Annotated in this window: 27 protein-coding genes; 16 read left to right on the top strand and 11 right to left on the bottom strand. The window is 72.8% G+C overall.

Annotation, left to right across the window (positions count from 1 at the left end; all coding sequences use genetic code 11):
* Positions 1-14 precede the first annotated feature (14 nt).
* Entirely contained in the window at positions 15-1,445 is a 1,431-nt protein-coding gene (locus ACIPSA_RS11640; protein ID WP_402632156.1) for an MFS transporter, read from the top strand.
* A 49-nt stretch (positions 1,446-1,494) separates the two neighbouring features.
* Here the strand turns inward: ACIPSA_RS11640 and ACIPSA_RS11635 are convergent, their stop codons facing one another.
* On the bottom strand, positions 1,495-2,358 hold the full coding sequence (locus tag ACIPSA_RS11635) for an NAD(P)H-binding protein (RefSeq protein WP_402632153.1): 864 nt from the start codon (positions 2,356-2,358) through the stop codon (positions 1,495-1,497).
* A gap of 86 nt (positions 2,359-2,444) precedes the next feature.
* Between ACIPSA_RS11635 and ACIPSA_RS11630 the strand changes: the two genes are divergently transcribed.
* Complete coding sequence (locus ACIPSA_RS11630) at positions 2,445-3,242, top strand: helix-turn-helix domain-containing protein (protein ID WP_402632150.1); 798 nt, start codon at positions 2,445-2,447, stop codon at positions 3,240-3,242.
* Between the two features lie 43 nt (positions 3,243-3,285).
* Positions 3,286-3,897 (top strand): exonuclease, encoded by a 612-nt coding sequence (locus tag ACIPSA_RS11625; protein ID WP_402632147.1) that lies wholly within the window; start codon positions 3,286-3,288, stop codon positions 3,895-3,897.
* Here the strand turns inward: ACIPSA_RS11625 and ACIPSA_RS11620 are convergent.
* The 7 genes from ACIPSA_RS11620 to ACIPSA_RS11590 all read right to left on the bottom strand — a co-directional run bounded on the left by ACIPSA_RS11620 (position 3,854) and on the right by ACIPSA_RS11590 (position 8,765).
* Positions 3,854-4,474 carry a TMEM175 family protein gene (locus tag ACIPSA_RS11620; protein ID WP_402632144.1) on the bottom strand — a complete coding sequence of 207 codons (621 nt, stop codon included), beginning with the start codon at positions 4,472-4,474 and terminating at the stop codon, positions 3,854-3,856. The genes ACIPSA_RS11625 and ACIPSA_RS11620 overlap by 44 nt on opposite strands.
* A 177-nt stretch (positions 4,475-4,651) precedes the next feature.
* Positions 4,652-6,031, bottom strand: coding sequence for an 8-oxoguanine deaminase (locus tag ACIPSA_RS11615; RefSeq protein WP_402632141.1), 1,380 nt, complete (start codon positions 6,029-6,031; stop codon positions 4,652-4,654).
* A gap of 148 nt (positions 6,032-6,179) precedes the next feature.
* Positions 6,180-7,109: a factor-independent urate hydroxylase gene (pucL, locus tag ACIPSA_RS11610; protein WP_402632138.1), complete on the bottom strand. Its 930-nt coding sequence runs from the start codon at positions 7,107-7,109 to the stop codon at positions 6,180-6,182.
* A 5-nt stretch (positions 7,110-7,114) separates the two neighbouring features.
* Positions 7,115-7,519, bottom strand: a complete 405-nt coding sequence (uraH, locus tag ACIPSA_RS11605; protein WP_402632135.1) for a hydroxyisourate hydrolase — start codon at positions 7,517-7,519, stop codon at positions 7,115-7,117.
* Between the two features lie 4 nt (positions 7,520-7,523).
* Positions 7,524-8,036 (bottom strand): 2-oxo-4-hydroxy-4-carboxy-5-ureidoimidazoline decarboxylase, encoded by a 513-nt coding sequence (gene uraD / locus ACIPSA_RS11600; protein ID WP_402632132.1) that lies wholly within the window; start codon positions 8,034-8,036, stop codon positions 7,524-7,526.
* 115 nt (positions 8,037-8,151) lie between these two features.
* Entirely contained in the window at positions 8,152-8,520 is a 369-nt protein-coding gene (locus ACIPSA_RS11595) for a helix-turn-helix domain-containing protein (RefSeq protein ID WP_402632129.1), read from the bottom strand.
* The gene (locus tag ACIPSA_RS11590; protein ID WP_402632126.1) at positions 8,517-8,765 is read right to left on the bottom strand and encodes a hypothetical protein; all 249 of its coding nucleotides are present in this window, start codon (positions 8,763-8,765) and stop codon (positions 8,517-8,519) included. Before ACIPSA_RS11590 ends, ACIPSA_RS11595 begins: the two co-directional genes overlap by 4 nt.
* A 326-nt stretch (positions 8,766-9,091) precedes the next feature.
* Between ACIPSA_RS11590 and ACIPSA_RS11585 the strand changes: the two genes are divergently transcribed.
* From ACIPSA_RS11585 to ACIPSA_RS11560, 6 genes are all read left to right on the top strand, one after another.
* A complete protein-coding gene (locus ACIPSA_RS11585) occupies positions 9,092-9,223 on the top strand; it encodes a hypothetical protein (RefSeq protein ID WP_402632123.1) in 132 nt (43 codons plus the stop codon).
* 89 nt (positions 9,224-9,312) lie between these two features.
* Entirely contained in the window at positions 9,313-10,179 is an 867-nt protein-coding gene (locus ACIPSA_RS11580; RefSeq protein ID WP_402632120.1) for a JmjC domain-containing protein, read from the top strand.
* Between the two features lie 4 nt (positions 10,180-10,183).
* Positions 10,184-11,053 (top strand): hypothetical protein, encoded by an 870-nt coding sequence (locus ACIPSA_RS11575; RefSeq protein WP_402632117.1) that lies wholly within the window; start codon positions 10,184-10,186, stop codon positions 11,051-11,053.
* 8 nt (positions 11,054-11,061) lie between these two features.
* Complete coding sequence (locus ACIPSA_RS11570; RefSeq protein WP_402632114.1) at positions 11,062-13,092, top strand: alpha/beta hydrolase family protein; 2,031 nt, start codon at positions 11,062-11,064, stop codon at positions 13,090-13,092.
* On the top strand, positions 13,089-14,366 hold the full coding sequence (locus ACIPSA_RS11565; RefSeq protein ID WP_402632111.1) for a YcaO-like family protein: 1,278 nt from the start codon (positions 13,089-13,091) through the stop codon (positions 14,364-14,366). The genes ACIPSA_RS11570 and ACIPSA_RS11565 overlap by 4 nt, the downstream gene beginning before the upstream one ends.
* Positions 14,363-15,235, top strand: a complete 873-nt coding sequence (locus ACIPSA_RS11560) for a TfuA-like protein (RefSeq protein WP_402632108.1) — start codon at positions 14,363-14,365, stop codon at positions 15,233-15,235. Before ACIPSA_RS11565 ends, ACIPSA_RS11560 begins: the two co-directional genes overlap by 4 nt.
* Here the strand turns inward: ACIPSA_RS11560 and ACIPSA_RS11555 are convergent.
* Both ACIPSA_RS11555 and ACIPSA_RS11550 read right to left on the bottom strand, forming a co-directional pair.
* A complete protein-coding gene (locus tag ACIPSA_RS11555) occupies positions 15,222-15,752 on the bottom strand; it encodes a GNAT family N-acetyltransferase (RefSeq protein WP_402632105.1) in 531 nt (176 codons plus the stop codon). The two genes, ACIPSA_RS11560 and ACIPSA_RS11555, sit on opposite strands and share 14 nt — an antisense overlap.
* A 65-nt stretch (positions 15,753-15,817) precedes the next feature.
* Positions 15,818-16,810: an aldo/keto reductase family protein gene (locus tag ACIPSA_RS11550; RefSeq protein ID WP_402632102.1), complete on the bottom strand. Its 993-nt coding sequence runs from the start codon at positions 16,808-16,810 to the stop codon at positions 15,818-15,820.
* 165 nt (positions 16,811-16,975) lie between these two features.
* On the opposite strand from ACIPSA_RS11550, the gene ACIPSA_RS11545 reads away from it, so the two are divergent.
* The 7 genes from ACIPSA_RS11545 to ACIPSA_RS11515 all read left to right on the top strand — a co-directional run bounded on the left by ACIPSA_RS11545 (position 16,976) and on the right by ACIPSA_RS11515 (position 23,089).
* Positions 16,976-18,244 carry an MFS transporter gene (locus ACIPSA_RS11545; protein WP_402632099.1) on the top strand — a complete coding sequence of 423 codons (1,269 nt, stop codon included), beginning with the start codon at positions 16,976-16,978 and terminating at the stop codon, positions 18,242-18,244.
* Between the two features lie 16 nt (positions 18,245-18,260).
* Positions 18,261-18,983: a thiamine pyrophosphate-dependent enzyme gene (locus ACIPSA_RS11540; RefSeq protein WP_402632096.1), complete on the top strand. Its 723-nt coding sequence runs from the start codon at positions 18,261-18,263 to the stop codon at positions 18,981-18,983.
* Positions 18,984-19,115: 132 nt separating this feature from the next.
* Entirely contained in the window at positions 19,116-20,021 is a 906-nt protein-coding gene (locus ACIPSA_RS11535; protein ID WP_402632093.1) for a transketolase family protein, read from the top strand.
* 194 nt (positions 20,022-20,215) lie between these two features.
* Positions 20,216-21,055: a TIM barrel protein gene (locus ACIPSA_RS11530; RefSeq protein ID WP_402632090.1), complete on the top strand. Its 840-nt coding sequence runs from the start codon at positions 20,216-20,218 to the stop codon at positions 21,053-21,055.
* A gap of 23 nt (positions 21,056-21,078) precedes the next feature.
* On the top strand, positions 21,079-21,972 hold the full coding sequence (locus tag ACIPSA_RS11525; RefSeq protein ID WP_402632087.1) for a 2-hydroxy-3-oxopropionate reductase: 894 nt from the start codon (positions 21,079-21,081) through the stop codon (positions 21,970-21,972).
* A 138-nt stretch (positions 21,973-22,110) separates the two neighbouring features.
* The gene (locus ACIPSA_RS11520) at positions 22,111-22,347 is read left to right on the top strand and encodes a hypothetical protein (protein WP_402632084.1); all 237 of its coding nucleotides are present in this window, start codon (positions 22,111-22,113) and stop codon (positions 22,345-22,347) included.
* Between the two features lie 109 nt (positions 22,348-22,456).
* Positions 22,457-23,089 carry a TIGR04222 domain-containing membrane protein gene (locus ACIPSA_RS11515; RefSeq protein ID WP_402632081.1) on the top strand — a complete coding sequence of 211 codons (633 nt, stop codon included), beginning with the start codon at positions 22,457-22,459 and terminating at the stop codon, positions 23,087-23,089.
* Here ACIPSA_RS11515 and ACIPSA_RS11510 read toward each other — a convergent pair.
* Positions 23,070-23,906 (bottom strand): alpha/beta fold hydrolase, encoded by an 837-nt coding sequence (locus ACIPSA_RS11510; protein WP_402632079.1) that lies wholly within the window; start codon positions 23,904-23,906, stop codon positions 23,070-23,072. The two genes, ACIPSA_RS11515 and ACIPSA_RS11510, sit on opposite strands and share 20 nt — an antisense overlap.
* Positions 23,907-23,939: the final 33 nt, after the last annotated feature.

Raw genomic sequence — 23,939 nt, 5'->3', positions numbered from 1 at the left:
GGAGGTCCGGAGCCATGCCGACCACGATCGAGTCACCGGCGAAGACGCCGGCGCCGTCCCGAACGTACTCCCGCTGGGCGTCCCTCGCCGTCCTGTGCGCGGGAACGCTGATGACGGTCCTGGACGGCAACATCGTCACGGTCGCGATGCCCGCCGTCCAGAGCGACCTGGGCTTCAGCGGGCCGGGGCTCGCCTGGGTCGTCAACGCGTACCTGATCCCCTTCGGCGGACTGCTCCTGCTGATGGGCCGGCTCGGCGACCTGGTGGGCCGCAGGCGGATGTTCGCGGCCGGACTCGCCGTGTTCACCGCGGCCTCGGTACTGGCCGGGACGGCCACCGGCCAGGGCGTGCTGATCGCGGCGCGCGCCCTGCAGGGAGCGGGCGGGGCGATGGCCTCCGCCGTGGTGCTCGGCATGCTGGTCGCGCTCTTCCCCGAGCCTCGCGAACAGGCCCGCGTCATCGCCGTGTTCAGCGCGGTCGGCGCGGCGGGCGGGGCCCTCGGCACCTTCCTCGGCGGGGCGCTGACCCAGGCCCTCGGCTGGCACTGGATCTTCCTGATCAACCTGCCGATCGGCATCGCGGCCTGGCTGGCCGCCGTCCGCGTCCTCGCCCCTCAGAGCGGTACGGGGCTCGGCGAGGGAGCGGACTTCCCGGGGGCCGCGCTGGTCACGGGCGCGCTGATGCTCACGGTGTACGTCATCGTCGGCTCCGGCGACCGCGGCCTCACCGCCACCCTGCTCCTGGCCCTGCTCGCCCTCGGCCTGTTCGCGGCGTTCGCCGTCCGCCAGGCACGGACCGCACGCCCGCTGCTGCGGCTGCGGCTGTTCCGCTCCCGGCTGCTGACCGGCGCGAACACGGTCCAGGTCCTGATGATCGCGACGATGTACGGGTTCCAGTTCATCGGCGCGCTGTATCTGCAACGCGTCCTCGGATACGGCGAACTGGCGACCGGCGCGGCGTTCCTGCCGGCCCCGGTCGCGATCGGCGTGCTGATGCTGGGCCTGTCCGCGCGGACCGTCGGCCGGTTCGGCGCGTACCGGGTGCTGCTCGCCGGGCTGACGCTCATCGCCGCCGGAATGGCGCTGCTCGGCCGCGCGCCCGCCGACGGCTCGTACCTCCCCGACGTGCTGCCGCCGCTGCTCCTGCTCTCCGCCGGGTTCGCGGCCGCCATGCCCGCGCTGACCGGGCTCGCCATGTCGGGGGTCCGGGAGGAGGACGCGGGTCTGGCCTCCGGTCTATTCAACACCACGCAGGTGGTGGGCGGTTCGCTGGGTCTGGCGGCCCTGTCGACGCTCGCGGCGAGCGACACGGACGGGCTCCTGGGCCGGGGCGTGGAACTGATACCGGCCACGGCGGAGGGCTACCGGCTGGCGTTCCGGGTGGCGGCGGGGATCGCGGTGGGGGCGCTGGCCGTGGCCGCGGGGGTGCTGCGACCGCGGGCGTGAGGGGAGGCGGGGCGGCGCGGCCCCCGTGTCCGCCGCCCCGCCCCGCGTGTCAGGCCGTCGCGAACGCCGCCACGTGGTCCTGCGCCCACTCCCGGTAGGTCCGGGCCGGCCTCCCCAGCAGCTCCGGCACGTCCTCGGTGACGACCGCGTTGCCGCCTGCGCGGACGAAGGTGACGCCGGCCAGGACGCCCTCCGCCTGCGCGTCGTCGAAACCCCAGACGGTGCGCAGGTGCTCGCGTGTCCCGTCCGGCGACAGGTCCTGCGTGGTGACCGGGCGGCCGAGCACCGAGGCGAGCACATCGGCCTGCTGGGGCACGGAGATCGTCTCCGGCCCGGTCAGGGTGTAGGTGCGCCCGGCGTGCCCGCCCTCGGCCAGGATCCGTGCCGCGATCTCGGACACGTCCCGCGGATCGATCACCCCCGACAGCCCGTCACCGGTCATGTTCGCCACCGGTTTGCCCTCTTTGACGGCCGGAGCCCAGCTCAGCGTGTTGGAGGCGAACGACGAGGGCCTCAGCACGGTCCACTCGGCACCGCTGTCCCGCACGGCCCGCTCGCCCGCCACATGCCAGGTGCCGGAAGGGCCCACCTCGGGATCGCCCGTCCCGATCGCGGAGAGCTTCACCAGCCGACGGACACCCGCCGCCCGCGCGGCCGCCACCAGTTCCTGGTCGTGCCGCGAGTCCGGACCGGGTGCGCCCAGCAGGAAGGCGGCCGTCACCCCCGGCATCGCACCCGTGAGGGAGGCCGGGTCGAGGTAGTCCCCGCGCACCACGTCCACCCCCGAGGGCACGCGGGCCTTCGCCGGGTCCCGGGTCAGGGCACGCACCTTCTCACCGCGCGCCGCGAGCTGTCGTACGACTTCACTGCCGATGGTGCCCGTGGCACCGGTCACAAGGATCATGGTCTCCACGGTGAGCCGGATGAGCCCGGATCTCTTGGAAATTCCGGCACGGTTCGCCCGCCTTCCGGGCCGTGCGGCTCGCTTACGGTGAAGGGGTGACGAACACCCGCGCCGAGCCCGCCCTGCCCATGCCCGAGGCCCTGCGTCCCTGGATCACCGGGATCAGGACCATGTCCGTCGCGCGGCCGTCCGAGGAGGCGTTCGTCCGACTCCCGGACGCCTCCACGAAGGTCGTCGTACGCGTGGGCGTGTCCGGGCACCGTGACGTCCTCGCCATCGGTCCACGGGTGCGGGCCTCGTACCACGAGGGCAAGGTCCTCGCCTCCTGCGTGGAGCTGAGCCTCGCGCCGGGCACGGCCCTCCCCCTGCTGGGCGTCCCGGCGTCCGAGCTGGTGGGCGAGGTCGTGCCACTGCGTGCGCTGCCGAGCGGCGCGGCACGTCAACTGGACGACGAGTTACGGTGGTTGACCTCCGACGAGACGGTGGCCCACCTCGCCGACGTACTGCCCGAGCGCCTGACCGCCAAGACCGACCGCACCCGCACCGAGCTGGTACGGGCCGGCACCGAGGCGCTGTCGGTGCGGATCGGCCACGCACCGGAGCAGGTCCGGCAGGTCGCCCGGGAACTGGCCGTCAGCGAGAGGCAGTTGCGCAACCTCTTCACGGAGGGCGTGGGTCTGTCCCCCAAGCACTACGCCCGCATCGACCGCGTACGCGCGGTGCTCACCCACGCCACGTCCGCGCCCTGGGCCGAACTCGCCGCCGCCACCGGCTACTACGACCAGTCGCACATGACGTCCGACTTCCGCGCCCTGATGGGCGTCCCGCCGCGCTCGTACTTCACCGGCAGGCTGCCCGCGACCACTCCCTGCACCATGGGCCCCCGCACCTGAATTCGGATGCGGCGGGCACCCGTCCCTGCGATGCTGCGGTCCCATGCCCGCACGACGCGTCAGACCGAGCCTGTACGTCTCCGTCGACATCGAGGCCGACGGCCCGATCCCGGGCCCGTACTCCATGCTGAGCCTGGGCGCGGCCGTCGCCGGGACGCAGGACGCCGACGGGTTCACCGCCACGGATCCCGAACAGCTGACCTTCTATCGCGAGCTGCGCCCGATCAGCGAGGAGTTCGTGCCCGAGGCGCTGGCGGTGAGCGGGCTCGACCGGGGACGGTTGATGGCGGAGGGAGCCGAACCGGCCGTCGCGCTCGCCGAGTTCTCCGACTGGGTGCGCGAGGTGAGCGCGGGCGCCCAGCCGGTGATGTGCGGCTACCCGGCGTCGTACGACTGGACGTTCCTGTACTGGTACCTGATCCGCTTCACCGGGGCGAGCCCCTTCGGCCACTCGGGCTGTCTGGACATGAAGACGCTGTACGCGGCGAAGGCCGGGCTGCCGTTGCGGGCGGTCGCGAAGGGGACGATGCCGCGGCACCTGCTGTCGAGGCGCCGTCACACGCATCACGCGCTGGACGACGCCGTCGAGCAGGCCGAGTTGCTGGCCAACCTCATGATGTGGCCGGGTCCCGGGTCGGCACCGGTGCCTGGTTGAAGCCGTAGTACAGGGCTATCAGTCCGTGCGCGGCGAGGGTGAGGGGGGCCGAGACGAAGGCCAGGCCCACCGTCACCGGGTAGGCCAGGGAGCCCAGCGCGAAGCGTGCCCGGGTCGCCCTGGCCGCCACGGGGTCGACGCGGGCGTCGAACAGGTGGCCCGTGCGGGTGAGATGCCACCACAGGGCCTGGAAGGCCGCCGCCATCGCGACCATCACCATGCTGTAGACCGCGGCCGCCACGTGCGAGGCCTCGTCCTCGCGCAGGTACTCCGCGAGCATCGCGGTCGGCCACGGCACCGCGGCGACCACCATCAGCACCAGCAGGTTCAGGAACATCAGCGTGCGGTCGACGCGGGCGACGTAGCTGAACAGCTGATGGTGGTTGACCCACATGATGCCGATGACCAGGAAGCTCACCACATAGGCGGCGTACGAGGGCCACTGCGCGCCCAACGCGTGCCACAGGCCTCCGTGTTCACCGGCCTCGGGGACCTTGATCTCCAGGATGAGCAGGGTGATGGCGATGGCGAAGACACCGTCGCTGAAGGCCTCGACGCGGCTGGACTCGGTTGTCATGGCACACAGGGTGCCCCATCGGACCGCCGGGTGAGTGCGTTGTGCCGGACCGGCGGACGGGGACCGTTCCGGGGCGCGCGGCGACGCGCGCGCCCCGGAGACGGCCGCCGTGGACCCCTCTCGGGTCCACGGCCGCCGGCCGGGAGCCGTCCCTCCCGGCCGGGGTCCTTCGGCGGATCAGCCCTGGGCGGTGATCCGGGCAAGGCGCTGGGCCTGTTCCCGCGTGGAGCGGGCGATGCCGTCCTCGTCGACGTGCAGCAGGCGGCCGTTCTCCACGATCTGACGGCCGTTCACGAACGAGGCTGTGACCGGTGCCGCCGCTCCGAGGACGAGGGCGGTCACCGGGTCGGCGATGGAGGCGTGGGCGAGGGTGTCCAGCTTCCAGAGCACCAGGTCGGCGAGCTTGCCCGGCTCCAGGGAGCCGATCTCGCCCGCGCGGCCGAGCACCTGGGCGCCGCCGGACGTGCCGAGGCGCAGCGCCTGGCGGGCGTTCAGGGCGGCCTCGCGGTGGGCGCCCAGGCGGTTGATCAGAAGCGCGTTGCGCAGTTCGGTGTGGAGTTCGCCGGACTCGTTCGACGCCGTTCCGTCGACGCCGAGGCCGACCGGGACGCCGGCCGCCAGCATGTCGGGGACGCGGGCGATGCCGGCCGCCAGACGTGCGTTGGACGACGGGCAGTGGGCGACACCCGTCTTCGTACGGGCGAAGGCGGCGATGTCGGAGTCGTTCATGTGGACGCAGTGGGCCATCCACACGTCCTCGCCGAGCCAGCCGGTGGACTCGAAGTAGTCGGTCGGGCCCATGCCGAACAGCTCGTGGCAGAACTTCTCCTCCTCCACGGTCTCCGAGCCGTGGGTGTGCAGGCGCACCCCGAGGCTGCGGGCCAGCTCGGCGCCCTGCCGGAGGAGTTCGGTGGAGACGGAGAACGGCGAGCAGGGGGCGACGGCGACCTGGGTCATCGCGTCGAAGGAGGCGTCGTGGTACCGCTTGACGGTCTCCTCGGTCGCGGCGAGGGCGCCCTCCAGCGTCTCGACGGCGAAGTCCGGCGGCAGGCCGCCGTCCTTCTGACTGCGGTCCATGGAGCCGCGGGCGAGTGTGAAGCGGACGCCCATGTCGCGGGCGGCGCCGATGATCGCGCCGTCGAGGTCGCCGGAGCCCTCGGGGTAGACGTAGTGGTGGTCCATGGCGGTGGTGACACCGCCGCGGGCCATCATGGCGAGGGAGCCCTCGGCGGCCGCGCGGACCATCGGCTCGTCGATGCGCGCCCAGGTCGGGTAGAGCGCGACGAGCCAGTTGAAGAGGTTGTGGTCGGTGGCCAGGCCCCGGGTGATCCACTGGTAGAAGTGGTGGTGGGTGTTGACCAGTCCGGGGGTGACCAGGTGCCCGGTGGCGTCGATACGGCGGTCGACGTTCTCCAGGCCCTCGGGAGCCCTGCCCGCACCGAGCGACTCGATGCGGTTGCCGGCGACGACGACGTGCCCGTTCGCGTACTCGGTGTCATCGGCGTCCACGGTCGCGATCGAACAGTTCTCGATGACGATGCGCCGGTCTGCTGCCATGGTTCGTCCTTTGCGCTGATGTGGAGAGGGCACGGCAGGACCCTGGGAGATTTGAGTGCCGCGGCCGGAAGCCCGGAGACAACCGGCGATGACCAGAGATCACCGGAGATTCCGCCTCTCCGGCCACGGGTGCCGAAAACGCTGTGGTTCAGAGGTTGGTGAGGTCCACGGGGATCCGCGCCTCGCAGCCGTCCCGCAGGACGGTGGCCTCGATCAGGCCGTACGGGCGGTCGGCGGCGAAGTACACGGCACCTTCTTCGGTGGCGTTCTTCAGCCCGAACGGCTCCAGGTCGACGAGGAAGTGATGCTTGTTCGGCAGCGAGAAGCGGACCTCGTCGATCTCACCGCGGTTGTCGATGATGCGTGAACCCATCTGGTACAGAGTCTGCTGCAGGGAGAGGGAGTACGTCTCGGCGAAGGCCTGGAGCATGTGCTTCTTCGTCTGCTCGTAGGACTCCTCCCAGTCGGGCATCCGCTGCTCGTCGTCGGTCCAGTTGAACCGCCAGCGGCCGGACACCTCGGTCGCGAGGATGCGGTCGTACGCCTCCGGGAGCGTCGTGTACTTGTCCTTGACGTAGCCCCAGAACTCGGAGTTCGTCGAGTTCATCACGACCAGGTCCTTCAGACCGGAGACGACCTCCCACGACGAGCCGTCGTAGGTGATCTGGGTCAGCCGGGTCTCCTGGCCCTTGCGGACGAAGGAGTGCCTGGCCTCGTCCGCGCCGGTGGACCCGGAGTTGGCGCCGGAGGCCTCGATCCGCTCCCAAGCGTACTCTTCGACGCGGATACGGGCGCGGTGGATCGGTTCCTGGCCGGTCACGAAGTGCCGGGCTAGGTGGATGCCGAACTGCTCGGCGGACTCGATGCCGTACTCCTTGGCGAACGCGTACACCGTGTTCTTGGTGGTGTCCGTCGGCAGGACGTTGGCGTTCGAACCGGAGTAGTGGACCTCGTCCATGTCGCCGGAGAGCGAGACGGAGACGTTCAGGTCCTTGATGTGGTGGGTGGCGCCGTCCCGCGTGATCCTGACGACTCGGTTCTCGGCCTTGCCGTACTGGTTCTGTCCCAGGATGGGCATGTGCGCTAGCTCCCTCGGTAAACGGAGTAGCCGAACGGGTTGAGCAGCAGCGGCACGTGGTAGTGCTCGCCCGGTACGACGGCGAACGTGACCGCCACCTCCGGGAAGAACACACCGGCTCCGCTGTCCCGGTTCGCGGGGGCGTCCTGCTGCGCATCGGCTTGCTTCTTCGCGGATTCCTCGAAGTACCGCTCGACGGCGAAGTCGAGCCGTACATGGGTGGTCCCCTCCGGCAGCGCCGGAAGGTCCTTGCACCGTCCGTCCGCGTCGGTCGCGGAACCGCCGAGCGTCCGCCAGTCTCCCCCTCGCCCGGTGCGGGCGGAGAGCAGGACCGCGACACCCGGGGCGGGGCGGCCGACGCTGGTGTCCAGGATGTGGGTGGACACGGAGGCGGTGGTGCTGGTGCTCATGGTGTCAGGCGTCCTCTTCGACGAGTCGGGCCAGCCGGATGCGGTTGATCTTTCCCAGCTCGGTGCGGACGGTCTCCCGCTCCTGCTCCGGCGAGTTGCCGATCCGCGCCCTGACCGCGTCCCGCATCTGTTCTCCGGTCTTCCCGGTGGCGCAGATGAGGAAGACATGGCCGAACCTGTCCTGGTAGGCCAGGTTCAGTTCCAGCATCTCCGCCCTGAGCTCCTCGGAGGCGCCGGCCATGCCGCGCTGTTCCCGCGCCGAGGCCGGGTCGCCGGGCTTGGGGCGGCCGATCGGCGGGTGCCCGGCCATCGCCTCGGCCAGGTCCTCGGCGGTCAGCTCGGCCATGGCGGCGTCACTGGCGGAGTAGAGGTCGTCGGCACAGGCGTAGGGCCGGGCGCCGAGCAGTCGTGCGGCCCAGGTGGTGGAGGCGCACGCCTCGTGGAGGACGGCGAGGGCCGCGTGCTCCTCCAGGACGTTGAACCGGGCCAGGGCCGGGGGCGTGGAAGTCGAAGTCACGGGAGCCTCCGTGGCCGCGAACGGCCCTCGTGCCGAACGGGCTTCCGTCAGCTAACGCCCTCCGGAACGCCGCGTCAACACTTTGTTGAAAATTCCGCGTTACAACCCCCGCGGGTCAGCTCCCCTTCTCGCGGTTGAGGTAGTTGTAGACAGTGAAGCGACTCACCCCGAGCGCGCTCGCCACGGTCTCCACGCCGTGCCGTACCGAGAAGGCGCCGCGCGCCTCCAGTATCCGTACGACCTCCTGCTTGGACTTGCGGTCCAGATCGGCCAGGGGCTTGCCCTTCTTGCGCTCCATGGCCGCCAGGATGTGATCCAGGGAGTCGGCGAGCTGCGGCAGACGTACGGCGACCACGTCGGCGCCCTCCCAGGAGAGGACGACGTCGTCGGGGCCGGCCTCGTCCGGCGGGAGCAGCTCTCCGCCCATGGCGTCGACCAGCGGCTTCACGGCCGCGATGAAGGGCTCGTCCCCGGTCCGGGTCACTCGGCCTCCCCGATCACATTGACCTGGAGCGAGATCCGGGTCGCACCGGCCTCCAGGGTCCTGCGGAGCAGGGCGTCGACGGCGGTGAGCACGGTGTCGGCGCCGCCCTCCGCCGTGTTGCCGAAGGGGCCGACGTCCACCGCATCCAGTCCGGCCGCCTCGATGACCTCGCGGGCCGCCAGCGCGTGCGCCGGAGCCTCGTCCAGGTCGAAGGGTTCCGTCGTGAACTCCACTCGCAATCGCACTGTGCCCCCATGGCATCGCTCGCCCCGGTCGCTCGGAGACGACCTTAACGGACCGCCCCGCGGGAGCGGCCCGCACGCAGACCCCGAGGATCCGGGGCCGCGGGCACCGCCCCGGCCAGGGGAAACCCCGAAGACTCGAATTCCCCTCGCCCGGCACTCGAATAATTACATTCCAAATGTGCCCCGCTTATTCCCTGAGTCCCACCACAACGGCACTAGAACACCGTCGGAGTGCCGAAATGTTCCGTTGACCCTGCCGCAGCACGCCGTTAGCGTTTTCGACGCCACGAGGCAGTCATCGACTTTCAGGGCAAAGGAGAATGTGAATGTCTCTCGACGACGACAGGCTTGAGTCCACGAAGGAAGAGAACATCATCGCGGCCGCCGAGGCGGAGATCGAGGAGCTCTCGGAGACGAACGCGCGCCCGACCCTCATCTCGGAAATCAACATGGCGTGACGCGTCCTGGCCAGGACTGATTCCGGGGGACGGCAGACGGCCGCCCCCGGAATTGCTTCCGTTCAGCACTCATCCTTGAAGGAACGGCCGTGGGCACTGATCATCCACTCGCCCGTCTCATCGACGAGGCAGACCTGCCGGGCACCTACTGGAACAAGAAACACGGACTGTTCAAAAAGGCCTCTCCGGTCGACGGCCTGATCGACGAGGCCGCAATTCTGGACATGCTCGACACCGGGCTTCTGCGCTGGCCCTATTTCATGCTCCTCAACGAAGGCCGGCAGCCGGAGATACCGGCGTTCACGACGACCCGGCAGGTGGCCGGCCGGCCCGTCCCGGGTTTCGCCGACCCGGTGAAGGTCCGCGCGCTCCTCGCGGCCGGCGCGACCATGAAGATGAGCCAGCTGGAGGACTGGCACGCTCCGCTGCGCGGCGTGCTGAAGCAGATCGAGGCCCGGTTGCCCGCCGAGGTGAAGACGTACGTCTTCTACACCCCGCGCGACAGCACGGGGATGCTCCCGCACCGCGACGGCTCCCATGTGCTCGCCCTGCAGCTCGCCGGCGCGAAGGAGTGGCGCATCTACGACGAGGAGGGCCAGATCGACGCCCGCTCCGGGCTGGACGTGGATGTCGACAGCCACTCCCATTCCTTCGTCATGGAACCCGGTGACGTGCTCTACCTGCCGCACGGCATGCCGCACGTGGCCACCGCGCGCGGCGGCACCTCGCTGCACGTGACGTTCACGATCACCGAGCCGACCCCGCGGGACCTGCTGGAGTCCCTGCTGACGGGCCTCGCCGAGGACATCGCGCGCGAACCGCAGGGCCGCCCGGGGGCGGGGCTGGAGGAGGAGGCGGAGGCGGTGACCAAGGCCCTGCTGGACCAGGTGGGTTCGGTCGAGGCCGGGCCCCTCGTCGAGCGGGCCGTGACCCGCATGCGGACCAGGAAGGCATGACCCCATGACCACGACGCTCGAACCCGGCGGGCAGGGCGCGGCGCAGCTTCCGCCGGTGGGGCCGGCGGGGATCGTCGGCGACACGGACGCCTTCCTCACCGGGACCTGGGGCGTGCGCCCTCGCTCCTACCGGTGCCGTACGCTGCCCGACGCGCCCTCGCCGGCACAGATCTGGGAGCAGTTCGACTGCGGCCTGTTCGTCACCCCGTACTTCACGGTGCTGCGCGACGACACGCCGGTACCGCTGGGCGCGGTCACCGAGACCCGTGTCGTGCAGCAGCAGCCGCGGGTCGGCTACGCCGACGGGGCCGCCGTACGCGCGCACTTCGCCACCGGGCACACCGTGCGGCTGAACCAGCCCGAGGACTGGCACCCCGGGATCGGGGAGCTGGTCGCCGCGGTGCGCGAGGACCTCCGGGCGGCCGTCCGCTCCGCCCTTTTCCTCACCCCGGCCGGCACCGTCGGCGCCCCGGCCCGCTCCCGCCGCGACCATGTGATCGTGGTGCAGCTGCGGGGCCGTACCGTGTGGGAAACCGGCGACGCGGCCGAACGGGAGGTCTTCGCCCTCGAAGCCGGAGACGCCCTGTACGTCCCCGCCGGGGTCACCCGTGCCGGGAGCGTACGCGGCGACGAGTCCCTGCACCTGGCGCTGTCGGTGAGCCGGCCGGGGCCGCGCGAGTTCGCCGTGGCCGCCGTCACCGGGTTCCTGGAGAGCGCGGTGGCGGACGCCGTCGCGGGCACCCACCACTACATGTCGCCGGCCGAGAAGGTCGCCTGGCTGCGCACCGAGCTGACCGCGTATCTGTCCGGGCAGGACACCGGCGAGCTGGTGAGCCGGGCGGTCCGCGCCCACCAGGGCGCCGAGAAGGCCTGAGCCCGGCCATGGTGAAGGAGGACGAGGGGCCGGGCGGCGCCCTCCTGGAGGCGCTGCAGTCACCGCTGCGCGTTCAGGCCGCGCACCGGCACGGAACCGGCCTGCTCCTGGAGGCCGAACTGCTTCGCGCCAACCGGCGCGATCTGGTGCCCTTCGTCCTCGGCTACGGGGCACGCGACGACGGCGGCTGGACGCTGCGGCACGCCCACGCGGCCGCCGCGGAGGTCACCGTCACCGCCGACGGCGGCTACCTGTTCCTGTCGGACCTGCGGCCCAAGGACCGGCCCGGCCACCGGTACGGCGGCCGCTCCCTGTGGCACCACCACCCCGGAGCGCGGCCCGAGCCGCGCCTGCTCCTGGGCACTCCCGTCGGGGTCACCTCGTACGCCGCGGGCGCCACGGCGGCGGTCGCGGCCGTGTGGCTGAAGGACCGCGCCCGCACCCTCGCCGAGGACGCGGCGCTGCGGGCGCACGAACCGGCCGCCCCCTCCACGGCCACCCTGGTCGAGGCCGACCTGTGGCCCCTGTCCGCCTACCACCGGCCGGGCGAGACGCTGCGCCTGCTGCGCCTGGGCCACGAGCCCGGCCGCCGGGGCGGACCCGAGGTGCTGGCCCTGCCCCTGGGGCCCGGGGTGCGGCTGACCGGCGAGCTGGCGCTCACCCCGGACGGGCTGCGCTGCGCCGCGGGCCTGGCCCGTTTCCTGCGCGGCGGACACCGTCGGCACGGCCTGCTCCTGTTCTCCGTACGGCGGCCGCGGGACGCCCGCGAAGTCTGGTTCGAGGACGACCTGTCCGAGCCGGTGCCCTCCCCCGACGGCGCCTGGTTCGCGTGCACGGCGGAACGGGTGGCCCGGCCGGGACGGGGCCCGCGCCGGGAGGCGGCGCTGGTGGCGGCCGACGGCTCGGCGGTGGTGCGGGCCGCGCCCGGTCACCCCGACTGGCTGCGCCCGCGGGCCTGGGCGGGCCGGGACGCGCTGCTGTGCGTGGGCGAGCAGGACGGCCGCCGCCGGCTGTGGCACGTCGATCCGTACGACGGCAGCGTGGAGGCGGTCCCCCTCGCGGGCTCGGCGCAGCACGTGACGGCCACCGACGGCGAGGCGCTGGTCGTGCAGTCGGCGGTCGACCTGCCGCCCGAGGTGGTCGCGCCGCCGCTCGGCACACGGCGGCGGGCGGAACGGGGCCGGCCGGGCCGGTACCCGCCGCCGCCCGCGCTGTTCTCCCCCGCCGGGTCCGTCTCCCCGACCGGCCGGGTGGAGCGGCTGACCCACCGGGAGACCGACGGGTCGGACTGGCGCAGTCTGCTGTGTCTGCCCCGGGAGCCGGCCGAGCGGCCGCTGCCGGTGCTCGTGTGGTGCCACGGCGGGCCGCTGCTGAGCTGGACCGACTGGTCGTGGCGGTGGAACCCGTGGCCGTTCGTGGCCGAGGGGTACGCCGTGCTCATGCCCGACCCGCCGCTGTCCGTCGGCTACGGGCAGCGGGCGGTGGAGCGCGGCTGGGGCCGCTGGACGTCCGAGGTGGCCGCCGTCGCGGCGCGTCAGGTCCGGTCCGCGCTGGACGACCCGCGCCTGGACGGCCGGCGCGTGGCCGCCATGGGCGCCAGCTTCGGCGGCTACCTGGCCCTGGCGCTGGCCACGCTGCTCCCCGAGGTCCGGCTGGTCCTCAGCCACGCCGGGTGGGCCGACTTCGCCGCCGTGGCCCGCGGCTGCGACCTCCACTGGCACTGGCTGCGCGAGTACGGGCCGGTGGACACCGCGCCCGGTTACCGCACCGAGAGCCTGGACCTGACCGCCCTCGACCCCGGCGTGCGCGTGCTGCTGTCGCACGGGTGCGACGACCCCCATGTGCCCGTCGGCGAGTCGCGGGCGATGCACCGCTCGCTGGACGGCCACGGCGTCGCCGTCGAACTGATGCTGCTGCCGGGCGAGGCACACGCCATCCGCCGGCCGGACAACCTGACCGCCTGGTCCCGCTGGATCCTCCGGGCCTGCCGGAGCGTGCTGGCGACGCCGTACCCGCCCGAGGAGGCGCTCATCCGATGACCCCCGCCGCGTCGACCGCCGTCACCAGTGCGCCGCGCAGCCACTGGTTCCCGCCCGCCGCCACCGGCCCCCTCACCGCCTGCGGCACCTCGCTGCGCACCCGGACCCTGGAGGAGACCGAGGCGCTGGCCCGCGCCTCCATGGAGCGCTGCGGCATCACCCGGATCGCGGCCGTCACCGACCTCGACGTGCTCGGCATCCCGGTCTTCCACACCATGCGGCCCGCCGCCGCGCCGGGCCTGAACACCGTGACCAGCGGCAAGGGGGCCACCGAGCAGGCGGCCCGGGTCTCGGCGCTGATGGAGGCGATCGAGCGCACCTGGTGCGAGGCGCCCGCACACGCGCCGGCCAGGCACACCTCGTACGCCCGGCTGCGCCGGGAGGGCGTGCGGGTCCTCGACCCCCGGCGGCTGGTGCCCCGGCGGGGCCACACCTGGACCGAGGAGGCGGAGCTGGGCTGGTGGCCGGTGCGCGAGCTGTACACCGACACCGAGGTCATGGTGCCCGCGCTGTCGGTGTTCGTGCCCTGGCCGCACGAGTGCGGCCTGTTCAACTCGAACACGATCGGGCTCGCGGTGGGCAACAGCCCCCAGGAGGCGTTGCTGCACGGACTCCTGGAGGCCGTCGAGCAGGACTGCACGGCCTTCGGGGAGACGCTGCGGCGTGGCAGCCGTATCCGGCTCGAATCGCTGCCCGAGGTGCCCGCCGGGATCGTCGACCGATTCCAGCGGCAGGGCGTGCGCGTCCAGGTCTTCGCCTACGCCAACGCGGTCGGCGTGCCCACGGTGTTCGCGACCACGGACGACACGCACGCCGCCGACGGCATGCTGATCAACGGCGGCGCCGGCTGTCACCCCGACCCCGTCGTGGCCGTCACCCGCGCGCTGACCGAGGCGGCCCAGTCCCGGCTCGCCGTGATCAACGGCGCCCGGGAGGACCTCAACGGCCAGGCCTACCGCAGGCACGCCTCGTACCCGGCGATGCGCGAGATGCTGCACGCCTGGAGCGCGGACCGCGACGAGACCGACTTCTCGGGGCTGCCGGACAACAGCACCGGCACCACGGCGGGCGACCTCGACCAGGTGATGGAGAACCTGCGCGAGGCCGGCCTGCCGCTGGTCTTCGCGACCGAACTGGCCCCGGACGACCTGCCGTTCTCGGTGACGAAGGTGATCGTCCCGGGGCTGGAGGTGTACCACCACGACCGGGCTCGGCTGGGAGTTCGCCTGCACCGCGAGATGGTGCGGGCCGGGATGGCGAAGGATCTGCTGTGACGGGCTTCACGGGCACCACGGGCACCACGGGAACGACGGGCCCCACAGGGACGACGGGGACGACGGGGACGACAGGAACTACGGGGGCGACGGGAACTCCGGGGACAACGAGCGCCATCGGCGCCGCAGGCACCGCAGGCACCGCGAGCGGACACGCCGCCGGCGCCGGGCGCGTCGTCGTGTTCGCCGGGCCGTCGCTGCGCAGCGCCGACCTGCGCGAGCTCGGTCACCTGGCCGGCCGGCACGGCCGGACGCTCGAACTGCGGCCACCGGTGCGGCGGCTCGACCTGCTGGGGCTGCTCGACTCCGCCGGACAGCACGAAGTGCTCATGCTGGACGGGGAGTTCGGGCAGAGCCTGGCGGTCAGCATCACCGAGATCCGCGCCGTGCTGGCCGCCGGACAGCCCCTGTCCGGGGCGTCGTCGATGGGCGCGCTACGGGCGGTGGAGTGCCGCACGCTGGGCATGACCGGCAGCGGCTGGGTGTACGAGCAGTACCTGTCGGGCGCGATCGAGTCCGACGGCGACGTGGCCCTGCTGTACGACCCCGAGGGCTACGAACCGGTGACGATCCCGCTGGTGAACGTCCGCTGGCTGCTGACCGCGAAGACGCGTGAGGGACTGCTGACGCCCGCCGCGGCCGAGGCGGCACTGCGGGTGGCGCACGGTCTGCACTTCCGGGACCGGCGCCCGTCCCTGCTGCTGAAGCGGTGGCGCACGCACCTGCCCGCGGCGTCGGCCGAGGTGCTGGAGCCGGAACTGGCGGACGAGCGGCGGGACGCCTGGGACCGCAAACGGCTGGACGGCATCGCGGCCGTACGGGCGGCGCTGGGTGCGGGCGTCGGCGACCGGGAACTCATCCCTCGGTGAGGTGGCGTTCCCAGAAGATCTCGTCGTGCCAGACGCCGCCGATGTGGATGTGCCGGTGCGCGATGCCCCAGGACGTGAAGCCGTTGGCCTTCAGCACGGCGTGCGAGGCCAGGTTGTCCGTGCGGGTGTGCGCCTCGGCCCGGTGCAGGCCCAGTTCCCCGGCCATGACCCGCAGCGTGAGCGCCACCGCGCGGCGGGCATGGCCGTGGCCCTGGTGCGCAGTGGCGATCCAGTAGCTGAGGAACCCCTTCTGCAGCGGGCCGCGCAGGACGGTGCTCACCGTCACCTGCCCGATCACCTCGGCCCCGGCCACCACCACCCCCGGCCAGCCGTCGCCGTCCCGGTGGCCCCGCAGCAGTGTCCCGATGCGCTCCGCCTGGTGTGCCGGGGTGGCGAAGCCGTCCGGGCGGGCGGGCTGCCAGCGGGCGAACTCGGCGGCGTCACGGGCGAGATGGGCCGCGAGCGCCGGGGCGTCGGACGGTTCGACCAGCCGTACGGAGGTGGGTGCGGACGTCACGGGTCGGTTGCTCCTTGCCAGGGGCGGGGTGCGGTGTTCGAGCGGCCGTCGGCACCCTACCCCCCCTACTTGCGGTAGTCGGTGGGGTGTGCCGGAGTCCTGGCCGGGTCGCGTTCGACGATCGGGGCGAGGATCTCGTCGATGCGCTCCGCCGCCGCGTCGTCGAGGTCGATCCCCGAGGCGGCGGCGGTCTCGATGATCTGCCGGGGCTCGGTGGCGCCGACGATCGCGGTGGAGACGGCGGGGTTGCGCAGCACCCAGGCGACGGCCAGCTGCGCCATGCCGATGCCCAGGTCGTCGGCGATCTCGCCGAGCCGGCCGATCCGGGTGAGGACGTCCTCGGTGAGCGCCCCGACGGAGAACTGCGAGCGTGCCGGGCCGCCCGCGCGCGAGTCGGCCGGCAGCGGCACGCCGGGCCGGTACTTGCCGGTCAGCAGCCCCTGGGCGAGCGGCGACCAGACGAGCTGGCCGATGCCCTCGCGGGCGCACAACGGGACGATCTCGGCCTCGATGACCCGCCACAGCATGTTGTACTGCGGCTGGTTGGCGACGATCCGGTCGAGCCCCATCTCCCCGGCGATCCCGAGGGCCGCGGAGATCTGGTCCGCGGTCCACTCCGAGACGCCGACGTAGAGGACCTTGCCCTGCCGCACGAGGTCGTCGAAGGCGCGGAGCGTCTCCTCCAGCGGGGTGTTCTCGTCGTAGCGGTGGGCCTGGTAGAGGTCGATGTAGTCGGTGCCGAGCCGGCGCAGCGAGCCGTGCGCGGCCTCCATGACGTGCTTGCGGGACAGGCCGCGGTCGTTGGGGCCGGTCCCGACCGGCGCGCACACCTTGGTGCTGATGACCACGGACTCCCGGCGCGCCTTGCCGAGGACGCGGCCGAGGATCGTCTCGGCGAGGGTCCCCGCGTACACGTCGGCGGTGTCGAACGTGGTGATGCCCGCTTCGAGCGCCGTGCGCGCGACCTCCTCGGCCGATCCCTCGGTGAGGTTGATCCAGTTGCCGAAGGTGATCTCGCTGATCCGCAGCCCGCTCCCGCCCAGTCTCCGATGCCTCATGGCGGGCAGCGTAGGGGCCCTGTCCGGACCGGCCGCGATTCGTCTTGCGGGCCTCGACGCGGTTCCCGCCCCCGCCTCCAGCGGCTCTCAAGTCCCTTTCCGGCAGGGCTCTTTCCGCTTCTCCTACCCTCTCCAGCGAATCGGATCCGAAGGAGCGTGGTGAGGATGCCCGCATTACAGCACGTCAGGAACGCGCTGATACCACGGCCGGGTCCGGAACGTCTGCTGTCCCTCGTCAACCTCGCCTATGCGGTGGGCCGGGGCGTCTTCCTCAGCGGCAGCGTCGTTTACTTCACCACGGTGACCGGACTGTCCGCCGGGCAGGTGGCGCTGGGGAGTTCGGCCGCGGCGCTGTCGGGTTTCGTGGCCTCCCTGCTCCTCGGCGTGCTGGCCGACCGGGTGGGCGCCCGGCGCATGCTCGCGGTGGTCTTCCTGCTCCAGGCGGTGGGATTCGCGCTGTATCCCGCGGTGCACTCGACGACGGCGTTCTACTCGCTCATCGTGTCCGTGGGCTTCGTGGAGTACGGGGTCGGGCCCAGCTTCGGCGCCTTCGTCTCGGCGGTGGTCGAGCCCGAGGAGCGGGTCAAGGTGCGGGCGATCCTGCGCACCATGTTCAACATCGGGTTCAGCGTGGGCAGCGGACTCGCGGCGCTCGCGCTGTTCGGCGGCGGCTCCTTCGTACGGGCCCTGCCCTGGGCGAGCAGCGTGCTGTGGGTCGGCGCCGCCCTGCTCGTGGCCCGGCTCCCGAAGGGGCGCACGGGGGCGGCCGGCGGGCGTGCCCGGCGCTTCGGTGCCCTGCGGGACCTGCGGTTCGTCGGGGTCACGGCGTTGTCCGCGCCGCTCGCGCTGCACGCCTCGATCATCCTGGTCGTCCTGCCGCTGTGGACGGTGGAGCGCACGGATGCCCCGCACGGGCTGATCCCGCTGCTGATGATCGCCAACACGGTCTTCGTCATCGCCTTCCAGGTGGCGGCGAGCCGCGGCGCGGACACGGTGGCCGGGGCCGCGCGGCTGGCCCGGCGCTCCGGGCTGTGGCTCGCCGCGGCCTGCGCCGCCGCGGCGGCCGCGGCGACCGGCGACGCGCTCACCGCGTCGGTGGCGCTGGGCGCGGCCATGCTGCTGCTGACCGTCGCCGAGCTGCAGCAGGCCGCCTCGGGCTGGGGGCTGGCGCACGGGCTGGCCCCCGACGACGCGCAGGGCGAATACCTCGGCACCTTCCATCTGCACATGATCCTCCAGAGCGTGCTGGGGCCGGGGGTCGTGGCGGCGGCCACGATGTCCTGGGGCGGCTGGGGCTGGGCCGCGGTGGCGGGCGCGGTGCTGGTGTGCGCCGCGGCGGTCGTGCCGGTCGCCCGGTCCGCCGAACGGCACCGGCCGGACGCCGCCGCGCCCGGGTCCGCCGCCCCGTCCTCCGCGCTCGCCGAAGCCGCCTGAACACCGGGAGCCCCTCATGACGACGACCACGGAACCGGTGACGGCCGCCACGACGGCCCCGTACGGCTGGGCGGACCTGCCCGCGCTGATGGCGCGCATGACCGGCGACGAGAAGCACGCCCCGGCCGCGAGTTCGACGCTCGACGTGCTGTGGGTGCTCTACGACCGCGTGCTGCGGGTGACCCCGGACCTGGCCGAGGACCGCGACCGGTTCTACCTCTCCAAGGGCCACGGCCCGATGGCGTACTACGCGGTGCTGGCCGCCAGGGGCTTCCTCGAGCCGGAGGAGCTCGGCACCTTCGGCGCCTTCCGCTCGCGCCTCGGTCACCACCCGGACCGCATGCTGGTGCCGGGCGTGGAGATCTCCAGCGGCTCGCTGGGACACGGCCTGCCGCTCGCCGTCGGCACCGCCCTCGGACTGCGCGCCCGGGGTCTGCACGAGCCGTACGTCTGGGTGCTCATGGGGGACGGCGAGCTGGACGAGGGCTCCAACTTCGAGGCGATCGCGTACGCGTCCCGGGCCGGCCTGGACCGCCTGCGGGTCGTCGTGATCGACAACCATTCGGCGACCCAGGGCTGGCCGGGCGGCCTGGAATCCCGTTTCGCCGTCGAGGGCTGGGCCACCGCCCGCGTCGACGGCCGCGACCACGGCGCTCTGGCGGCCGCGATGAACACGCCCGCCCCCGGACGGCCCGCGCTCGTGGTCGCCGACGTCGACGAGCCCGTCGACCACCACTGAGCCGACCACCACTGAGTCGACCACCACTGAGTCGACCACCACTGAGTCGACCACCACTGAGCCGACCACCACTGAGCCGCCCCGCCCCGGCCGGCCACCGCCGCGCCGCCCGACCAGAATGCGGAGGACCCCATGCCCGGTGCCATGCGCGAGCGCTTCGCCGAAGTGACCACCGACCTGCTCGGCACCGACGAACGGCTGGCGGTGGTGACCGCCGACCTGAGCGCCAGGCTCTTCGACGAGGCGCGGGCCGCTCATCCGTCCCGGGTGATCAACCTGGGCATCAGGGAGCAGTTGCTGATCGGGGTGGCGGGCGGGCTCGCCCTGGCCGGGATGCGGCCGATCGCGCACAGTTTCGCGCCGTTCCTGATCGAGCGGCCCTTCGAGCAGATCAAGCTGGACCTCAACCACCAGGGGGTCGGCGCGATCCTGGTGAGCGCCGGAGCCTCGTACGACATCGCGGGCGGCGGCCGCACCCATCAGTCCCCGGGGGATGTCGCCCTGTTGTCCACGCTGCCGGAGTGGACCATCCACGTCCCGGGCCACCCCGACGAGGCCGAGGCCCAGTTGCGCGCCGCGGCCCGCGGCGACGACCCGGTCTACGTCCGCCTGTCCAACCAGTCCAACGAGCGCCCTCTCGCAGCCGACGGGCGACCGGGCTTCCGCGTCCTGCGCACCGGCGCCGCGGCCACCGTGATCGCGGTGGGACCGCTCGCCGACTCCGTCCTCGCGGCCACCGAGGGTCTGGACGTGACGGTCCTGTACGCGGCCACCGTCCGGCCCTTCGACGCCGCGACCCTGCGCGCGGTGCTGGCCGGCCAGGAGGCGGCGAACGTCGTGCTGGCCGAGCCCTGTCTGGCGGGCACCTCGGCCGGGGAGGTGGCCGAGGCGCTGCCGGACCGGCCGCACCGACTGCTGTCCCTGGGCGTGAGCCGGGACGAGGTGCGGGGCTACGGCAGTCCGCGCCAGCATGCCATCGTGCACGGGCTGGGCAGCGCGGGCATGCGGCTGCGCATCACCCGCTTCCTCACGACATAGGCTCTCACCTGTACAAACGCATCCCAGGTGCCCCGTTTCCGCGTCCGGCGGGAACGGGGCACCGCGCTGTCCGGGCCACCGCCGTTCCCGCCGGGCCCCCTTGACAAGCCCCGAACCAGCCCTGCAATCTTCCATTACACAGAAACTAATTTCCGCAATACGGAATTTACTGAACGGAAGGGAGCGCGGCCCCGATGTCAGGTCCTGGATCGAGCACAGCCGCAGACCGGCGCTTCGACGTCAACCTGTCGATCCTCTTCACGGAACTCCCGCTCCTGGAGCGCCCCGCGGCGGCCGCCGCGGCCGGTTTCACCGCGGTGGAGCTGTGGTGGCCCTGGACCGACTCGCCCACACCCGAACGGTCCGAGCTCGACGCGCTGAGGACGGCGATCGAGGACGCGGGCGTGCGGCTCACGGGTCTGAACTTCTACGCGGGGCAGCTGCCCGGCCCGGACCGCGGCGCCCTGTCGGTCCCCGGCGAGGAGTCGGAGCGGTTCCGCGCCAACATCGAGGTGACGGCGGAGTTCGCGCGGTCGCTCGGCTGCGGGGCCCTCAACGCGCTCTACGGCAACCGCGTCGAGGGCGTCGACCCTGCCGAACAGGACGCGCTGGCGCTGGAGAACCTGGTCCTCGCGGCCCGAGCCGCCGACCGGATCGGCGCGATCCTGCTGATCGAGGCGCTGAACCGGCCCGAGTCACCGCTGTACCCGCTGGTGTCGGCCCCGGCGGCGGTCGGGATCGTCGACCGGGTGAACGAGGCGACGGGCCTCGGCAACGCGCGCTTCCTCATGGACCTCTACCACCTGTCCATGAACGGCGAGGACCTGCCGTCGGTGATCGAGCGGTACGCCGCGAAGACCGGCCATGTGCAGATCGCCGACAACCCGGGGCGCGGAGCGCCGGGCACGGGCTCGCTGCCCCTCGAAGACCTCCTCGGCCGGCTGACGAAGGCGGGTTACGACGGCTGGATCGGCCTTGAGTACAAGCCCGGCGACCGCCCGAGCGCCGAGGCCTTCGACTGGCTGCCCCGCTGACCACCCGTACGGAAGGGAACCCCATGAGCAACGCACTTCCCAGGATCGCCTGGATAGGCCTCGGCATCATGGGCTCCCCCATGTCCGAGAACCTGATCAAGGCGGGTTACGACGTCACCGGCTACACCCTGGAACAGGACAAGCTGGACCGCCTGGCCGCCGCCGGCGGCACCGCGGCCGGTTCGATCGCCGAGGCGGTCGGGGACGCCGACGTGGTGATCACGATGGTGCCCGCCTCCCCCCAGGTCGAGGCGGTCTCCTACGGCCCGGACGGCATCCTGGAGAACGCGCGGTCCGGCGCGCTGCTGATCGACATGTCCTCGATCACCCCGCAGACCTCCGTCGCCCTGGCCGCGGCCGCCCGGGAGAGGGGCATGCGCGTCCTCGACGCCCCGGTCTCCGGCGGTGAGGCCGGCGCCGTCGAGGCCGTGCTGTCGATCATGGCCGGTGGCGAGCAGGCCGACTTCGACGAGGCGAGGCCGGTCTTCGAGGCGCTCGGCAGGACCGTCGTGCTGTGCGGTCCGCACGGTTCGGGTCAGACCGTGAAGGCCGCCAACCAGCTGATCGTCGCCGTGAACATCCAGGCGTGCGCCGAGGCCGTGGTCTTCCTGGAGAAGTCGGGCGTGGACCTGCCGGCCGCCCTGGAGGTCCTGGGCGGCGGCCTGGCGGGCTCGACCGTGCTGGCACGGAAGAAGGCCAACTTCCTGAACCGCGACTTCGAGCCGGGCTTCCGCATCGACCTGCACCACAAGGACATGGGCATCGTCACGGACGCCGCCCGCGCCGTCGGCGCGGCCCTGCCGGCCGGCGCCGTGGTCGCCCAACTGGTCGCGAGCCTGCGTGCCCAGGGCGACGGCGGGCTGGACCACTCGGCCCTGCTGCGGGCCGTGGAGCGCCTCTCCGGCGCCCGGGCCTGAGCCCGGCCACCCAGACTCCGGGCGGCGCCGCCGCCGACAACTGTCCTGTCGCGCCCAGGCGTCGGCGCCGCCCGGAACAGGTGAGGCCCCACCACCGTCCGGGGTGCGGATTCCTCCGCCCCGCAGGAGTCTTGAGGCATGACGTATCCACCGACGGAGTATCCGCACATCGTGGTGCACTCTCCCGCCCTGGACGGCTCCCGGCGGGTGACCGAGGGCGAGGTGACCCTCGGGATCGCCTCCCACCTCGACGACGTGGTCGAGATCCTGCGCATGGCCGACCTGGACCGGATCGAGGTCGAGGAGAGCGACCTCATCGAATGGCAGGGCGGCGGGCCGGACGAGTGGCCGGGGCTGTCGGAGCCCGAGCCGTGACGAGACGCGTACGGCACCGGGCGTACCGTCGGCTACGCCATCCTCAATTCAACCTCTGAACACGGCCGCCGAGGCTTCAACCACCCCCGCCGGTGGGCACGTACCCGTCATGCGGGGCCTGCCGGCACGGGGGCGGCGGGCCCCCGCACGGGGGTGTGCCATGAGCGGCAGTTCGACGATCCGGCTGGAGCCGCACGAGATCGCCTGGATACGGGGCGGTCCCCGGGCCGCCGTGCAGGTCAGCGTGCTCGACCTGCATCTGCGCGGCGCGGTCGGCGCGGGCCGGGCGGGCACGATGCGGTCTTCGGGCCCCGTCAAGGGCCAGGCGGGGCAAGCCGGGAAGACACTGCCGCCCCTGACCAAGGCCGTGCATGCGGCCCTCTACCGGCCCGCGGGCTTACGGCAGTTGCTGGACCGGCAGGGCGTGCGCTCGGCGCTCGCCGACCTGCGCCGCGAACTCGCGGCCGCCGGACTGCTCCGTGCCTTCCCGCCCGGCCGCACCCGCGCCGCCCGCCGCGCACTGAAGGAACTGCGCGAACGCCATCCCCTGCCCGCCGGCCGGGCCGGGCTGTCGGCGGAGGACACCCTGCTCGCGGTCGCCCTGTACGGCGACCGGGCCCTGACCGCACTCACTCCGCGCTTCGCACGGGAGGCGGGGCTGACCGGCCGCGGCGGGACCACCGAGCGGGAGCTGCCGAGGTCCTCCGGCGGCGGAGGGGGGTTCACCTGCGGGTCGGTGTGATGGCCCGCGGATCCTCCAGGAACGCCAGCGTGTGCCGCAGGAACAGGTCCGGGCGTTCGTTGTACGGCTCGTGGGCCGTCGGCAGCAGCACGCTCACCGTGTGCCGGGGCAGGGCCCGCCGGGCCCGGCGGCCGTCCAGGAAGGCCGGGACGACCGGGTCGCGGCGGCCCCACAGCAGCAGCACGGGTATGTCGAGGGCGCCCGGGTCCGTCAGGCCGAACCCCGGGTCCGCGAAGCCGCGCCAGATCGCGCAGTGCACCGCCAGCCGCTCGCGCCGGTACGGCAGCCCGCGGGCGCGCCCGAAGGTGGCGCGGGCGCTCGGGGTGCGCCGTCGGCCCAGGTAGGCACGGGCCAGCGGAACCACGAGCCGCCGGGCCACGGCCGGGCGGCCCATGACCTCGCGGCAGAACCAGCGGGTGAGCGCGTTCTGGGCGGTGAAGCCCGCCGGATCGACCAGCACGAGCCCGGCGATCCGCTCCACGTGGGCCCCTTCGGCGAGCCGGCACGCCACGTACCCGCCCACGCTGTTGCCGACCACGGTCACCGCGCTCTCTGCGCCGAGCGCGTCCAGGACCCGCTCGGCCACCTCCACCAAACCCTCCGGGGAGACCAGCCCGGGGTCGGGCGCGGTCGAGTCGCCGTAGCCGGGCCAGTCGACCACGTAGGTGCGGTGGCGGGCGGCGAGGGCGGGCAGCACGGCGTCGTAGTCGCGCCCGTCTCCGGGGTTGGCGTGCAGGAGCAGCAGCGCGGGGGCGCCGGGTGGGCCGTCGCAGCGTACGGCGACGTCTCCGAGCGCTGTGGCAACGGTCATCCGCATGCGCCCGAGGGTATACAAGGGGGCGGTCCGTCC

The sequence above is a fragment of the Streptomyces sp. NPDC086549 genome (assembly GCF_044746205.1).
Classification (GTDB): Bacteria; Actinomycetota; Actinomycetes; order Streptomycetales; family Streptomycetaceae; genus Streptomyces.
This window is presented reverse-complemented; position numbering and strand designations above follow the sequence as displayed.